General features: G+C 59.6%; 12 protein-coding genes and 2 pseudogenes. 12 read left to right on the top strand and 2 right to left on the bottom strand.

Going from position 1 to position 14,417, the window contains the following annotated elements; all coding sequences use genetic code 11:
* Window positions 1–34: 34 nt before the first annotated feature.
* The 3 genes and pseudogenes from ACEW8Q_RS11565 to ACEW8Q_RS11555 all read left to right on the top strand — a co-directional run bounded on the left by ACEW8Q_RS11565 (window position 35) and on the right by ACEW8Q_RS11555 (window position 2,561).
* Window positions 35–904, top strand: coding sequence for a TniQ family protein (locus tag ACEW8Q_RS11565; protein ID WP_373504208.1), 870 nt, complete (start codon window positions 35–37; stop codon window positions 902–904).
* 17 nt (window positions 905–921) lie between these two features.
* Window positions 922–1,686, top strand: a pseudogene (locus tag ACEW8Q_RS11560) (SulP family inorganic anion transporter); the annotation flags it as partial.
* Between the two features lie 14 nt (window positions 1,687–1,700).
* Entirely contained in the window at window positions 1,701–2,561 is an 861-nt protein-coding gene (locus ACEW8Q_RS11555; RefSeq protein ID WP_373504207.1) for a universal stress protein, read from the top strand.
* 14 nt (window positions 2,562–2,575) lie between these two features.
* On the opposite strand, the gene ACEW8Q_RS11550 is transcribed toward ACEW8Q_RS11555, so the two are convergent.
* Complete coding sequence (locus tag ACEW8Q_RS11550) at window positions 2,576–2,881, bottom strand: DUF2478 domain-containing protein (protein ID WP_373504206.1); 306 nt, start codon at window positions 2,879–2,881, stop codon at window positions 2,576–2,578.
* 267 nt (window positions 2,882–3,148) lie between these two features.
* Complete coding sequence (locus tag ACEW8Q_RS11545; RefSeq protein ID WP_373504205.1) at window positions 3,149–3,865, bottom strand: response regulator; 717 nt, start codon at window positions 3,863–3,865, stop codon at window positions 3,149–3,151.
* 75 nt (window positions 3,866–3,940) lie between these two features.
* Here ACEW8Q_RS11545 and ACEW8Q_RS11540 point away from each other — a divergent pair, with 75 nt between their 5' ends.
* From ACEW8Q_RS11540 to ACEW8Q_RS11500, 9 genes and pseudogenes are all read left to right on the top strand, one after another.
* Window positions 3,941–6,145, top strand: a complete 2,205-nt coding sequence (locus tag ACEW8Q_RS11540) for a PAS domain S-box protein (RefSeq protein ID WP_373504204.1) — start codon at window positions 3,941–3,943, stop codon at window positions 6,143–6,145.
* 159 nt (window positions 6,146–6,304) lie between these two features.
* On the top strand, window positions 6,305–6,709 hold the full coding sequence (locus ACEW8Q_RS11535; protein WP_373504203.1) for a cytochrome c family protein: 405 nt from the start codon (window positions 6,305–6,307) through the stop codon (window positions 6,707–6,709).
* A 37-nt stretch (window positions 6,710–6,746) separates the two neighbouring features.
* Window positions 6,747–7,916 carry a cytochrome-c peroxidase gene (locus ACEW8Q_RS11530; protein WP_373504202.1) on the top strand — a complete coding sequence of 390 codons (1,170 nt, stop codon included), beginning with the start codon at window positions 6,747–6,749 and terminating at the stop codon, window positions 7,914–7,916.
* Between the two features lie 12 nt (window positions 7,917–7,928).
* Window positions 7,929–9,053: a cytochrome-c peroxidase gene (locus tag ACEW8Q_RS11525; RefSeq protein WP_373504201.1), complete on the top strand. Its 1,125-nt coding sequence runs from the start codon at window positions 7,929–7,931 to the stop codon at window positions 9,051–9,053.
* The gene (locus ACEW8Q_RS11520; RefSeq protein ID WP_373504200.1) at window positions 9,050–9,601 is read left to right on the top strand and encodes a Rieske 2Fe-2S domain-containing protein; all 552 of its coding nucleotides are present in this window, start codon (window positions 9,050–9,052) and stop codon (window positions 9,599–9,601) included. Before ACEW8Q_RS11525 ends, ACEW8Q_RS11520 begins: the two co-directional genes overlap by 4 nt.
* 16 nt (window positions 9,602–9,617) lie before the next feature.
* On the top strand, window positions 9,618–12,284 hold the full coding sequence (locus ACEW8Q_RS11515; RefSeq protein WP_373504199.1) for an arsenate reductase (azurin) large subunit: 2,667 nt from the start codon (window positions 9,618–9,620) through the stop codon (window positions 12,282–12,284).
* 60 nt (window positions 12,285–12,344) lie between these two features.
* Window positions 12,345–12,863, top strand: coding sequence for a DUF2478 domain-containing protein (locus tag ACEW8Q_RS11510; RefSeq protein WP_373504198.1), 519 nt, complete (start codon window positions 12,345–12,347; stop codon window positions 12,861–12,863).
* Between the two features lie 311 nt (window positions 12,864–13,174).
* Window positions 13,175–13,665, top strand: a pseudogene (locus ACEW8Q_RS11505) (HAD-IC family P-type ATPase); the annotation flags it as partial.
* 569 nt (window positions 13,666–14,234) lie between these two features.
* On the top strand, window positions 14,235–14,417 hold a 183-nt coding region (locus ACEW8Q_RS11500; protein ID WP_373504197.1), incomplete at its 3' end, for an RNA polymerase sigma factor.

Genomic DNA, 14,417 nt, shown 5'->3' with positions numbered 1-14,417 from the left:
CACCGGTGCAACGGCGGCTTGAGCAGGCGGGTTCTTGACGCTACGGCCTTTGCCGAAGATTGTCGTCCCTGTCGCGGATGAGCTCCTTTCGGGCTGGCTCGCGCGGCTTGCAACTTTCAACCATTGTGATCTGGTTGATCTCTTGGCACATGTCGGCATCGACGGCCGGTATGTTGACGTGCTTGATTTCGGGCTCGAAGAGTCTGCGGCCGAAAGAATTGCCGCCGTAGCACGCGCCGATTTTGAACTGGTGCAATCGCTGACGATATCAGCAGCAACTCCACTCGAAGCTGAAATGACCGCGCAGTTCCCGTTCCAGAAGTGTCCCGTCTGTTCCGTACATGGTGTTGCTCTTAAACACTGGCGACGCGTTTGGAGCTTCGATTGTTTGATTTGCGGCACCCAGCTAATCCCGAACATGCCAAGGCCGGACGTGATCAGCCCCTCAACGAAGGCTCTTCGGCGCGCTCGCATTGGTGCCCGCCTGCTCGAAGCGGCAGTAAAGGACAATAATGTGCGCCAAATCCATCGCGCCATGCGCGGTGTCGCATTCGCTGTGGCGGTCACAAGATTTCGCGGGTCGTCCATTGCTGCCCTTCAAGGCTTCAACCCAGAAGTCCGGATCACGTGCCTCGCAGCAATCTGCGCGGTCCAGAAGAAACCACTCCTCAAAGCGGCTCAGATCAAGGCCAAAGTGGACGATTTTGCAAAAGCCTCTCTGCTTAAGGCCTACAGCAAAGAGCCGCACTTGTTGGCCGCTGTGGGCGGCATAGCCAATCGCAGGTCGCAAGGCGTTTCATCTGCAGACAGAGCGCAATTCGCAGGGCAGGGCGCGCCTGACTCCCATAATTCAAGTCAACAAACTTGGAAAAGCACCGGCCAACGCGAAGACTCCCATAATTAGGGACAACGCGACAGCAGAACATCGTCGATGACCTGACTGACACCAAGTCGAACCGAAATCAGGAGTGCATCGGCCAGGGCATTGCCAACACCGCAACCGGGTTCATCGGCGGCATGGCGGGCTGCGCTATGATCGGCCAGTCGCTCAGCAACGTGAAGTCGGGTGGGCGCGGGCGATTGTCGGCCTTCACCGCCGGTCTGGTTCTTCTGATCCTCGTGGTCTTTCTGGGCGATTGGGTGGCGCGCATCCCAATGCCGGCGCTGGTGGCGATCATGATCATGGTCTCGATCGGCACATTCTCGTGGTCGTCGATCAAGAACCTCCGCTTGCACCCCCAGTCGTCTTCCATCGTAATGATCGCGACGGTCGTGACGGTTGTTTATACCCACAACCTTGCCATCGGGGTGCTGGTCGGCGTGCTGCTGTCGGGCATCTTCTTCGCAGGCAAGATCGCGCAACTGTTCAACGTGACGACCAGCATCTCGAAGGACGGCCGGGTGCGGACCTACATCGTGGAAGGCCAGTTGTTCTATGGCTCGGTCGAGGACTTCATGAACGCCTTCGACTTCAAGGAGGCGGTGGACCGCGTCATCATCGACGTCAGTGCCGCGCATATCTGGGACATCTCATCCGTTCAGGCCCTTGACATGGCGGTGCTGAAGTTCCGCCGCGACGGGGCCGAGGTCGAGATTGTCGGAATGAACGCGGCCACGGAAACCATCGTCGATAAGCTTGCCATCCACGACAAGCCGGGCGCGATGGACCAACTGATGTCACATTGAGGGAGGGAAAGAACATGACCCAACAAGATAAGATCATTGCCCTCGTGGACGGCTCCATCTACTCCGCCAGCGTCTGCGACCATGCCGCCTGGATATCGCAGCTTACTGGGGCGCCGGTCGAACTGATCCACGTTCTCGGCCGCCGCGAAGCCTCGGACACGCACGACCACTCCGGGGCGATCAGGCTGGGCGCACGCACAGCACTTCTGAATGAACTTGCCGAACTGGATGCGCAGCGCTCCAAGCTGATGAGCCACAAGGGCCGGGCCATTCTGGAGGATGCCAGCGCAATTCTGGCCAAGGATGGGGTCACCGACATCACCACCCGCCTGCGCCACGGCGATGTGGTCGAGGCCGTAGCCGAGGTAGAGGCTGGCGCCCGCGTCATCATCATCGGTAAGCGCGGCGAGGATGATGACTTCGCCAAGGGCCATCTGGGATCGAATCTCGAACGGATCGTGCGCGCCAGCCATAAGCCCGTCTTTGTGGCATCGCGGGCGTTCAAGCCGATCTCCAAGGTTCTGGTGGCCTATGACGGTGGTGCCTCTGCCATGAAGGCAATTGATCACGTCGCCCGCAGCCCGCTGTTTCAAGGGCTTTCTGTTCATGTTGTGACGGTGGGCAGTGCCACGCCCGAGGTGACCAAGGGCCTCGAGGACGCCAAAGCCATGCTGAAAGCGGCGGGGATCGAGGCGGAAACATCTGTCCTGCCCGGTCAGCCCGAAACCGCACTTGGCAAACTGGTGGACGAGGCGCAATTCGACATGTTGGTGATGGGTGCATATGGCCACAGCCGTATCCGAAGCCTGATTATCGGGTCCACCACCACGGCGATGATCCGGTCCTGCAAGGTGCCCGTTGTGCTGATGCGCTGATTGGTTGTCCTGGCTCAGGAAACGCCAAGTCGAATTCCGGCCTTGCACCAGTTTGCGATCAGGGTGGGCTCGATGGGAAGGGCCGCAACCTCTTCCCCGGCGAAGGCCAGAAAGGCCGCAAGATTGAGCCCGTTCACGCCAATCAGGACGGGCAATCCCATGTCCAAAGCCTCAGCAATGACAGGGACCAGCCCCTTGCCTTCCGCTTCGCGCTTGCCAAACTTGTTTACAATCAGAACTTCAGCATGCAGCAAGCGGGTTTGGACCTCGAAGGCGGTCTGTTCCAGCGCGCCGGAATCCAGGATGCATCCCCTGGCCAATTCGCCGTGACCTCGGCGATCAGGGCATCGGTGCGGCCGCGCCCCTGAAGGGTGACATAGGCAAGTTTTATGCAAGGCCCCTAGGTGTCCTCACTGATCCTGAAGACTTTCTACGGCGCCTATCTGTAACTGGACCCATCAATCATAGGACGCCAGAGTCTGCCCCGAACGGCGCAAGGCAGCCTTCTGGGAAGCTGCAGTTTAATGTCTACAAGGATGCGTCTATTTGGTTGTGCCGCCTGCACATGTGGTTCGACCCAGCATATCCTATTCGTAAAAGGATTGTGCGGCCAGACTATAGCCCGATCCGTGAATAGTTCGGATAAAAGACTCGCGCGACGGGTCTCCCTCCAGTTTCTTTCGCAGTCTGGCTACGTGTGCATCGATTGCGCGATCCGTCACGTTGGGTGAGCGACCATACACCGTCTGCATGATGCGTTCCCGCGAAACGACCGACCCGGCGTTTTCGGCAAGCATGCGCAACAGGGCGAACTCCATTCCGGTTAGCGGCACGGCCGCACTGTCCGGCCCCGACAGATGGCGCCGCGGCAGGTCGAGAACAAAACCAAGGAACCTGATGGTGCGGATCTCCGGCAGCGCATCGGGCGGGCCAGAGGCCCCTTTTGAGCGCCGCAAGACCGAGCGGATGCGGGCTAGAAGTTCGCGGGGTTCGAACGGCTTTGACACATAGTCATCCGCCCCAAGTTCAAGCCCGATGACCTTGTCATAGACTTCCTCTCGCGCAGTCAGCAGGATGATCGGTAGTCGGGATGAGCGGCGCAGCTCACGGGTTACTTCGAAACCGTCAATGTCGGGCAGACCTACATCCAGCAACACAAGGTCGAACTCGCGGTGTTCCATGATCAGGCCCATCTGGGTGGCCGAACCCACCGCATGCACCCTGTAGCCCTGCTTGGTCAGGAAACGGTCCAGAAACGACGTCAACTGGCGATCGTCGTCAACAACAAGAATGGAATCCGACATAAGCGATCCTTCCGGTGACTCAATTCGGTCGATTGGCTTTCTGGAACTGGTTAGGGTGCTTGAGGGAGTGGAACCATGATCTCGATCAATCGAACGAAGATAATCGCCTCCGCAGCGGCATTGCTGCTTCTGGTGACGGTGATCACCGGTCTTTACCTAGGTGCGCAGACCCGTCAGCAGTTCTCGGATATCGCCGAGAGCTGGTTTGGCTATGCCGAAGATCCAGAAAAAAAGGGCGCCTGGATCAGTTCGCTACGGGGATATCTTGGTTATGGCGGGATCATCCACACTTTCAAGAACTATGTCATCCGCAAGGATGACGCCTATCGCGTCCGGATGCTGGACCAGTTGACGCAATACGATGCGGTCATGGCCAGCTACCTGGCTGAACCGCTGCCCGAGATCGAACGCAGGGCGCTGGAAACGATTGATGCGACCATCGAAGAATATCGCCGGAAACTGGAAGTGGCCGAACGCGCCGCGCATGGCAACTGGCCGGCCGAGCGGACGGACCGGCTGGTCAAGGTGGATGACACCGAAGCGATCCTTGCCCTGCGGAACCTCGAAACGCTTTGGCAGGAAAGCCGGCGGATCAGCACGGGACGCATCATAACCGCTGTGAACCGGGGCGACGCCCTGATCGGGATCGGTTTTGCTGCAATGCTGCTGCTGGTGCTCGCCGCCGCGACGATAGCGATTCTGATCGGCCTTCTGGTCATGGACCTGCGTCGGGCCGTTGCGCATGCATCAGCTGAGCTTGCCACGCGACTGGCCCTTGAGCGGTCCGAGCAACGGCTGGCAGAAGCAGTCGAGCAAAGCCCGACAACGATTATCGTCACCGATACGCGTGGGCATCTGCAATATGTCAACCGCAGGTTCGAAGAAGTATCCGGCTGGCAGCGTGGAGAAGTCATCGGCCGCACACCGCGTTTTCTGCAATCGGGCGAGACGCCGGCCGTGGACTATGCCCGCATGCGCGAACTGCTGGCGCGTGGCGAAAGCTGGCAGGGCATCCTGCGCAATCTGCGCAAGGATGGCGGAAGCTATTGGGTGGCTCTGACTATTCTGCCGCTGCTTGCCCCCGATGGAACGATTCACAGCTTTGTCGGCATCGGTGAGGATATTACGGAGAAACGGCTTGCCCGCGAACTGGTCGTGCGGTCGCAAAAGATCGAGGCGGTCGGGCTGGTGGCAGGCGGCATCGCCCATGACTTCAACAACATCCTGACTTCCATCCTCGGCTCTGCCCATCTGGCTGCGCTTGATGCGCCGCAGGGCAGCGAGATCGCAGGCGAGATCGAGCAGATCGACATTGCAGCCCGCCGTGCACAAGCTCTGGTTCGGCAGTTGCTGAGCTTCGCCCGGCGCGAACCAGGTAAGCCAACTGCCACGGATCTGTGCGCCGTCATCGCCGAGGTGGCGCGTCTGATCCGCGCGGCGATCCCAACAACGATCCGCATCAAGGGCGTGCAGGACTGCGCGCCAGTATTGGTGCTGGCCGACCCCGCCCATCTGCATCAGATCCTGATGAACCTTTGTACAAATGCCGCCGACGCCATCGGCGGGACAGATGGCACGATTTCGATCAGTTCCCGGCTACTAGCAGACGCTCCGTTCGGACTTCGGACGCGTCCCGAAGGATGGGTCGAGCTAGTGGTGGAAGATACCGGCATCGGCATGTCGGACCAGAGCCGCGGCAAGATATTTGACGCATTCTTCACTACGAAACCGCTTGGCAAAGGGACGGGCCTTGGCTTGTCTGTTGTACAGGGTCTGGTCCAGGATATGGGTGGCGCAATTCTGGTGGACAGCGAACCGGGGCTGGGCGCGCGCTTTCGCGTCATACTGCCAAGGGCTGTGGCCGGACAAAAAATGCCGGAAGGCCGGGCGGCATCATTACCGCAGCGCGGACATGAAACCATCATGATCGTCGATGATCAGGCCGAGGTGGCGGCCACCTTGCGGCGCGGGTTGATACGGCTAGGCTATCAGGTCGAGGCTTTCACCTCTGCACTGATCGCGCTGGAGCGATTCGAGCGCGATCCGGAGCGGCATCAATTGCTGATATCCGATGTCGTCATGCCCGACATGAACGGTGTCGAGATGGCCCGGCGCATGCGCGCATTACGCCCAAACCTGCCGGTCATTCTGTGCACCGGCTTCAACCCGAACGTGGTTACACTTGAGGGCGGGCCCACACAGGTCTTGGCAAAACCGATCGACCCGATCGAGCTTGGCAGTCATGTGCGCGCACTGTTGGACGCGCGCGTGTCGGCCTGATCGCCGTCGCATTTCGTCACAACTTTTCGCATTTCGTCACACTGCCCGCAACAACCGTGCGCTTGGCATGGCCTAGCGTAGCTGTCAGCCATGGTCGAAGCGCAAGACTGCCACACACCGTCTGACTTCGCCATTCAATGACACGCTGACGGAGGCGACATGTTCAGACACACCATGCAATCGGGTCGAATTCCGGTAGCGGCACTGCTTGCCCTCTGCCTTGCAGGCCCTGCAGCAGCGGCAGACCCGGTTGCCGGCGAGAATGTATTCAAGAAATGCGCCGCGTGCCATCAGGTCGGTGACGCCGCCAAGAACCGCGTTGGTCCGGTTCTGAACGGCATCGTCGGTCGGGCCGCAGGGCAGATTGCCGATTTCAAGTATTCCGACGCGATGCTTGGTTCTGGCCTGACGTGGGATGAGGCCACCTTGAGCGAATATCTTCGCAAGCCAAAGGATCTGGTCAAGGGCACCAAAATGGCTTTCGCCGGGCTGAAGGATGAGTCCGATGTCACCAACGTGATCGCCTACCTCGCCACGTACGCAGCGGACGGCACGCGCAAATGAAGCGCGGCCATTCCCATCCGAAAATCCGGAGGACCACATGACACCAGGATCAGGACTATCACGGACGGCAAAGCTCGCTGCCGGGATTTCGGCATTGGCAATCGCCCTTGCTGCCTCGACCACCTTGGCCCAGGACGCCGTCCCTTTTGCGCCATTGCCCGACGCCAAGGAGATCAACGCGGATCGCGCAAAACTGGGCGAAATGCTGTTCTTTGACGACAGGCTGTCGGGTGATACCAGCCACTCCTGTGCTTCGTGCCACGATCCGGCAAAGGGCTGGGGCACGGGCGAGCCCATGTCGCACGGGTACACGGGCTCCCTTTATTTCCGCAACGCTCCCGGACTCTTCAACGTCGCAAATCGGAAATACCTGATGTGGGATGGCCGTCTTGACGGCTCGGATCTGGGAACCCTCGTGCGCGACATGATCACCGAGGCACACACGATGAACATGGACAGCCGTCTGGCGCAAGAGCGGCTGAAACAGGTTCCCGAATACGCCGCGCTGACCGAAGCTGCCTATGGCGGCGACCCCTATGGCGGCAAGATTTATGGGGCTATCGCGGAATACCTCAAGACCATCCGGACGACGAATGCCCCGTTTGATGCCTATCTGCGGGGCGAAGAGGCAGCATTGTCGGACTCGGCGAAACGGGGGATGGACCTGTTTGCCGGCAAGGCCGGATGTGTCTCCTGTCACAATGGCCCGATGCTGTCCGACTTTGCCACAAAGGCAACAGGCGTACCGGATCATCCTTCGCTTACAGGTGCAGCGCCCGACCCAGGTGCAACCCATGCCGGGCACAGTGGCACCGGAAACGCAGATGACCCCGACGCCACCGCGCTACGCCAGATCACCATGCTGCGCCATTTCGCGACCATGGGCACGCCGAACTACATGAACCTGCGCGAGGACGTCGGCAATTACGTCGTGACCAAGGACAAGGCGGACTGGGGCGCCTTCGTGACCCCTTCGCTTTGGGATGTCGGCCAGACTGCGCCCTACATGCATTCGGGCGTTTTTGCGACGCTATCCGAGGTGGTCGCGTTCTATAACGCGGGCAACGACAAGTTAGCCCCCCTTGGCCTGACTGCCGGGGAACAGGCAGACATCGTCGCCTTCCTTGAAAGCCTGACTGGGGATGCGCCTTCCGTCACCCCACCCGAACTGCCCGACTACGCCCTGCGCGGCGTCGGCAAGAACTGAGGAGGGACAGACATGATACAGTTCAAGAAAACAATCCTCGGGGCTTCGGCGCTTGTCGTCGCCTTTGCGACGGCGGTGTGGGCCGAGGGCGAGATTCCGGCGTTGGCGACGCTGCCCACCCCGAAAAGCCCGGCCGACAACCCGTTGACACCCGAAAAGGTGGCGCTTGGCGAAAAGCTTTACTGGGACGGGCGACTGTCCGGCAACGGTTCGATGCCCTGTTCGTCATGCCACTTGCCAGATGTGGGCTGGGGCACCGGCGCGCCGATCAGCTTCGGCTACCCCGGCACGCAACACTGGCGCAACAGCCAGACCATCCTCAATTCGGCCTATTACAACAAGTTTTTCTGGGAAGGCTCTGCCACATCCCTGGAATCTCAGGCCCCCGATGCGGCCGGGGGAGGCGTGGCCGGCAACGGTGACGATGCCATGATGGAAATGCGCCTGCGCTTCGTTCCGGACTATGTGCGCGATTTCAAGCAGGTGTTCGGCACCGAGTGGCCGAACATCGCGCAAGCCTGGATGGCAATCGCGGCCTATGAGCGCACGATCGTCACCGATGCGACCAAGGTGCCTTTCGACCGCTATCTGGCCGGAGACGCGGCTGCAATGAGCGACGAGGCCAAGCGCGGAATGGATTTATTCAACGGCAAGGCGGGCTGCATCTCGTGCCACAACGGCGCGCTGGTGTCGGACCAGAAGTTCTACAACATCGGCGTGCCGACCGCGCCAGAGTTTGCCGACGATCCTCTCTACCAGATCACGCAGCGCTGGGAGCTTTACCAAAAGGGTGTAAGTGAAGAGGTTTACCGTGAAAGCGGCAAGGATCTTGGCCTCTATTTCCGCACCAAGCGACCCGAGGACAAGTACAAGTTTCGCACGCCCAGCTTGCGCGAACTGCGCTGGACCGAACCCTTCATGCACAACGGCGTCTTGGCAACATTGCCCGACGTTGTTGCCTTCTACAACGCCGGTGGCGGCGAAGGTCAGACGGCAGGTCTGCAACCCCTCGGTCTGAGCGATGCGGAACAGGCTGAACTGGTGGCCTTCCTTGAAGCACTATCGATGGACGAGCCGCTTTTGCTCGACGAGCCCGAGCTTCCCGAAACAGCAACATGGTCGGAGTTTGACAAATGACCCAAGCGACCAAGGCCAAGGGTGTGGGCCATGAACACGTCTGTTCGTCAATGAGCCGCCGCGGTTTTCTGATTCTGGGTGGCAGCGCGATCACCGTTCTGGCCACCTATGGTAGCGGGGCCGAAGCACAGGACCTCGTCTCGTCGTCCTATGTCCGCAAAGTCATCGGCAAGGTGTCGGATCTGGAACCTGGCAAGGCGATCGCGTTCAATTATCCGACTGACGACATTGAAAACCTGCTGATGATGCTGAACGAAGAAGCAGGCGGCGGCGCGGGCGCGGCGCGCAACATCGTCGCGTTCAACACGATCTGCCCGCACATGGGCGGATATATGGGCGAGGCCGAGTTCAAGGCGCAGCACTCGGTGTTGGGGCCTTGTCCGCTGCATCTGTCGACGTTCGACCTGACCAAGCACGGCATGATCGTGTCCGGTCATGCTGTCGAAAGCCTGCCGCAGATCGTATTGGAAATCGACGGCGATGAGATCATCGCCACCGGCGTGATGGGGCTGTTCTACGGCTACAGCCAGAACCCATCGGGCGCATGAGAAAGGACTGACAGCAATGACAACTTCCGTCGTCAACAACCGCGATTATGTTCCCCTGCCACCGCCCGATGCCGAAATCCTGACAACGGCATGCAGCTATTGCATCGTCGCCTGTTCCTACAAGGTTTACCGCTGGCCGGTGGGCAAGGAAGGCGGGCTTCAGGCCGATCAGAACGCCTTCGGCGTCGACTTTCCGACTGGGGGAGCGCCTTGGGTTGCGCGCAGCCAGCACAATATTGGCATGCACGAGGGCAACCCGCACCATTTCATCATCGTGGCGGATGCTGATGCCGAAACCGTGAACCCGGGAGGCAATTATTCGCTTCGCGGCGGCACCCTGGCGCAGAAGCTGTATAATCCCGACACGCCGACCCGCGACCGCCTGAAATATCCGATGGTCCGCATCGGCGGCATCCTGATGCCGATCAGCTGGGACGTAGCAACCGATGTCATGGCCGAGGTTTCCAAGCACGTTCTGAAAAACCACGGCGAACACGCCTGGGGCATGAAAACCTACAGCTACGAGTATTTCGAGAATACCTATGCAATCTCGAAGCTTGTCGATCGTGCGATTGGCACCCCGGTCTACGCACCGCACGACAAGCCAATGAACGCCGAAGACGCGGCAGGCCTCGATGACAGCGGCGTCAACTCCTTTGCCGCAACTTACGAAGATTGGGGCAAATGTGACGTCGCCTTCTTCTCTGGCGTGGACCCATACGAGACCAAGACGGTGCTGTTCACCAGCTGGATAATGGGCGGCGACAACCCCGACAAGAGGTTGATCTTCGTCACCCCACACCGCACCATGGGCGTGGAATATGCTCTGAAAAACGGCGGAATCTGGCTGCCGATCATTCCCGGCACCGACACGGCCCTGCATCTGGCGATTGCCAAGATCATCATCGACAACGGCTGGCAGGATCAGGAATTCATCGACACCTGGGTCAACAACAAGTGGGAGATCGAATCCGGCTACGGTCGCGGCACCCGCAACACCCGCTGGCAATGGCGGACGACCTGGGGGCGCTGGCAGTCGGACTGGAAGGATTTCCAGAAATTCATCGCCGAAGAACCGGCAGCTGTTCTGGAAGAAGCTGCCAGGATCACCGGGCTTGACCCCGCGATGATCGTCAAAGCCGCCGAAATGATTGCCAAACCGCGCGAGGACGGGTCGCGTCCAAAGACGTCGTTCATGTTGGAAAAGGGTAACTACTGGTCCAACAACTACATGAACAGCGCCTCGCTGGCGACGCTGGGGTTGATCTGTGGCGCAGGCAACCGGCCTGGTCAGGTGATCAGCCGAGGCGGCGGTCACCAGCGTGGCGGCATGAGCGCGGGCGGCGGCAAGGGCTGGCTTTCGCCAGAGAAATACCCCGGCCGCCGCAAAAAAGCGCTGAACGTCGATCGCTGGGTGATGGATGGAAACGTCCGCTTCTTCTGGACTATTGGATGCACATGGTTCGCGGCGATGCTGGCCAGTCAGGAACTGGCAAGCCGCGTGGCAGACCTGACGATCCGCAATGCCAACCAGCCGCATTCGGTAGATAAGGATCACCTGATCGAGGTGTTCAAGGCCCGCGTCGATTCGGGCGGCATGATGCTGGTCGACAGCGACATCTACCCGGTCGAACCGTTGAACACCCAATATGCCGACATCGTGTTGCCTGCGGCGGGCTGGGGCGAAGAAGACTTCACCCGCTGCAACGCCGAACGCCGCCTGCGGCTTTACGCCAAGATCAACGACGCCCCCGGCGAGGCAAAACCCGACTGGTATGCCATCGGCCTGTTTGGGCAAAAGATGGGCTTCGAAGGCTTCGACTGGAAAGAGTCAAACGACATCTTCGAGGAAGCCGCACGCTTTTCGCGCGGCGGGGTGCTGAGCTACAATGTGCTCAAGGTCGAGGCAGGCAAGCAGGGCAAGAAGGCGCATGAATTGTTGCGCGAGCTGGGGACCACCGGCATTCAGACGCCGATCCGGTTGATCGATGGCAAGATGGTGGGAACCGGACGGCTTCATGACCCCACCAATGACTGGGGCGAAATCGAGGGGGACACCGTCAATCAGAAATGGCTTTACGCCTTTGACACGCATACCGGCAAGGCGAACATCCTGAAGACGCCCTGGACCAATGACAGTTGGTCTGACTTTTATGACGCTATCAAGCCAAGGGCCGAAAAGGGTGAAATCTGGATCACCAATGGTCGCGTCAATGAAACCTGGCAATCCGGTTTCGACGACCTGCGCAAGCCCTATCTGGCCAAACGCTGGCCTTGGCCGCATATCGTCATCCATCCCGACGATGCGGCGCCGCAGGGGATCGAGTCAGGCGATCTCGTAGAAGGTTTCAACGATACAGTCTATGTCCAGACCGGCGAACCGGTCGGGGTGCTTGAAAAAGACCTGTCTTTTTCCGAGCTTATGAAGAACGGGCATATCAAGACCACGACCGGTCAGTTCGTCGCTGTCGCCATCGTGTCGGACGAAATGCGTCCCGGCGTGTCAAAAGCGGCGTTCAATTTCCCCGGATCGATGGCCAACTCGGTCTGTCACGCGGTGCCCGATCCGGTGACTGGAAACTACCGCTACAAGCTGGGCCGGGGTGTGCTGCGCAAAATCGGCGAAAGTGCCTACAAGCACGACTTCCTTGCCATGTCGCTCAAACCTCGTCCCATTTCCTGAGCGTCCCCTGCCGCCGCCGGACATTCCTCTGGCGGCGGTCTTTTTACAAGGAAGCTGCGGATGCATCTTGCTTTCATCCACGCAAAAATACCTAGCTCGGTCGATACGACGCTTGCCAACGTTGTTGCGATCCTATTGCATCACGGACACCGACTGGCCGGTGTGGTGCAAGAACCTATGGGAGATGCCGACCGGCACCGTTGCGATATGGACCTGATCGAAATTGCGAGCGGGCAGCGCATTGCCATCAGCCAGACCCTTGGGGGCGGCTCCACCGGCTGCCGTCTGGACCCCAACGCCATCGAAACGGCGGCCGCGCGTGTTGAGGCCGAGCTGGAGGCGAGCCCTGTAAATCTGTTGATCATCAACCGCTTTGGCAAGCTGGAGTCGATCGGGCGCGGCTTCTGTCCGGTGATAGCCAAGGCGTTGCAGCGCGGCATCCCAGTTCTGGTAGGAGTTAACGACCTTAATCGCCCGGCTTTCGACAGTTTTGCTGTAGAACTGGCAAAGGAATTGCCCGACCTGCCCTCGGCGGTTCTGGCTTGGTCCTTGCCGCTTTTGCGCAAGGCCGCCGCCTGAGGGTGGGTATATTGACCGTCATGGAAAAGATTGCTGCGTCCCTACCCGAAGAATCATTCCGCCTGAGTAGGCTTCGGTAATTCAAATGCCAACAAAACCGATAGCCTGCCGCATAGGTTGATGCCTCTACATTGCGCCCGTGGCATGGTGCTGGCGCAGGATGTTCTTGTCGTTGCGGATGTTCCGACTCTCCATGCCTGCGCGATGGACAGCTATGCGCAGTCAGGCGATGACCTGAAAGATTCTGGCCCTTGGACCATTCCAGTTGCTGGCACGCTACGCTTGGGTGATCGGCCCTTCGCTCTGCCCAAGGGCTTCGCGTTATCATGGCGACGGGCGACAACGAACGCACGGCGCAAGCGGTCGCGGGCAAGCTCGGCATAGATGCGGTACGCGCGGGCTTGTTGCCCGAGGCCAAGAAAGACTTGATCGATAAGTTACGCAGTGAGGGTCACAAGATCGCCATGGCCGGCGACGGCGTCAATGACGCGCCTGCGCTGGCGGCTGCTGATGTCGGCATTGCCATGGGTACCGGGGCTGACATCGCGATGGAAAGCGCGGGGATCACTCTTTTGGGTGGCGGCCTGATGGGCATCGTCCGGGCGCGCGCAACCTTGCGCAATATCAAGCAGAACCTGTTCTTTGCCTTTGCCTACAACGCGCTTGGCGTACCGATCGCAGCCGGGCTGCTTTATCCGGTCACCGGACTTTTTTGTCGCCGATGATCGCGGCAGCAGCGATGAGCCTGTCGTCCGTTTCCGTCATCACCAACGCATTACGTATGCGGAGGGCCCATCTGTGAAAGACTTTAGATGTCCGAAGAGCCGATTTGCAGGGATGAAGTCCAACAGAACACCTAAGAAGCCGGAATGAGCCGGTTCGAGAACCGACTGCAAGCGCCGCTCAACCAAATTGCCGCGGTCCAAAGCCCCTCGGGAACATGCTGTTAAAGTCGACTGTTGGGCAAAACTGGAACGCGTCTATGATCGACAGGCTTTTTGGAAGCGTCGACCTCGCCTCTAACGCTGAACCTGCTGACGCTACCTCGAAAGCCAGCGGTTTGCAGAGATTCCCTGTCGGATTGACATTCTTCAGCCGATACGATCAGCAGGCCGGCAACCGGGAACGTCTCTTTGGAAACGTCGTGCCGACCGGCGCGGAAGTCGCCCTGCCAAGCCCTCGGGCTCCGGTCGGCAATCTTTAGCTAGTCAATCTCTGCTGCGATCCAAGCCACTGCGTGTCACAGACTCGCGAGCAGGCTTATAGAGCGCCCCGCCTCACAAGTCGTTGTCCCGTGAAATCTTCGCTGGACTTTCAGAACGTATGTTCTGCAAACTTCGACCAAAAGTGAGGGTTGGTATGAAGATTGGCATGACCGATGAGAAAGTCCTTGTCGGGCAGCTTGTCGCGGGTGATCGGGCCGCGTTCGAATGCGTCTACCGCAAGCATAACGCCTCGATGATCCGTTTCTGCACTGGAGTGGTTCGCAACCGCGCCACGGCCGAGGAGGTCGTGCAGGACACTTGGGTCGCCGTGCTCAAGGGCGTTGCCTCG

Source organism: Aestuariivirga sp., assembly GCF_041738905.1.
Lineage (GTDB): Bacteria > Pseudomonadota > Alphaproteobacteria > Rhizobiales > Aestuariivirgaceae > Aestuariivirga.
The sequence above is the reverse complement of the archived record's forward strand: the minus strand, read 5'-3'. Positions and strand labels throughout refer to the sequence as shown.

What these genes read in the sequence shown, in the direction of transcription:
- ACEW8Q_RS11555 (WP_373504207.1), top strand. Translation starts at nt 1,701, where the DNA reads ATGACCCAACAAGATAAGATCATTGCCCTCGTGGACGGCTCCATCTAC.
- ACEW8Q_RS11520 (WP_373504200.1), top strand. Translation starts at nt 9,050, where the DNA reads ATGACCCAAGCGACCAAGGCCAAGGGTGTGGGCCATGAACACGTCTGT.
- ACEW8Q_RS11515 (WP_373504199.1), top strand. Translation starts at nt 9,618, where the DNA reads ATGACAACTTCCGTCGTCAACAACCGCGATTATGTTCCCCTGCCACCG.
- ACEW8Q_RS11545 (WP_373504205.1), bottom strand. Translation starts at nt 3,865, where the DNA reads ATGTCGGATTCCATTCTTGTTGTTGACGACGATCGCCAGTTGACGTCG.
- ACEW8Q_RS11525 (WP_373504201.1), top strand. Translation starts at nt 7,929, where the DNA reads ATGATACAGTTCAAGAAAACAATCCTCGGGGCTTCGGCGCTTGTCGTC.
- ACEW8Q_RS11540 (WP_373504204.1), top strand. Translation starts at nt 3,941, where the DNA reads ATGATCTCGATCAATCGAACGAAGATAATCGCCTCCGCAGCGGCATTG.
- ACEW8Q_RS11510 (WP_373504198.1), top strand. Translation starts at nt 12,345, where the DNA reads ATGCATCTTGCTTTCATCCACGCAAAAATACCTAGCTCGGTCGATACG.
- ACEW8Q_RS11530 (WP_373504202.1), top strand. Translation starts at nt 6,747, where the DNA reads ATGACACCAGGATCAGGACTATCACGGACGGCAAAGCTCGCTGCCGGG.
- ACEW8Q_RS11535 (WP_373504203.1), top strand. Translation starts at nt 6,305, where the DNA reads ATGTTCAGACACACCATGCAATCGGGTCGAATTCCGGTAGCGGCACTG.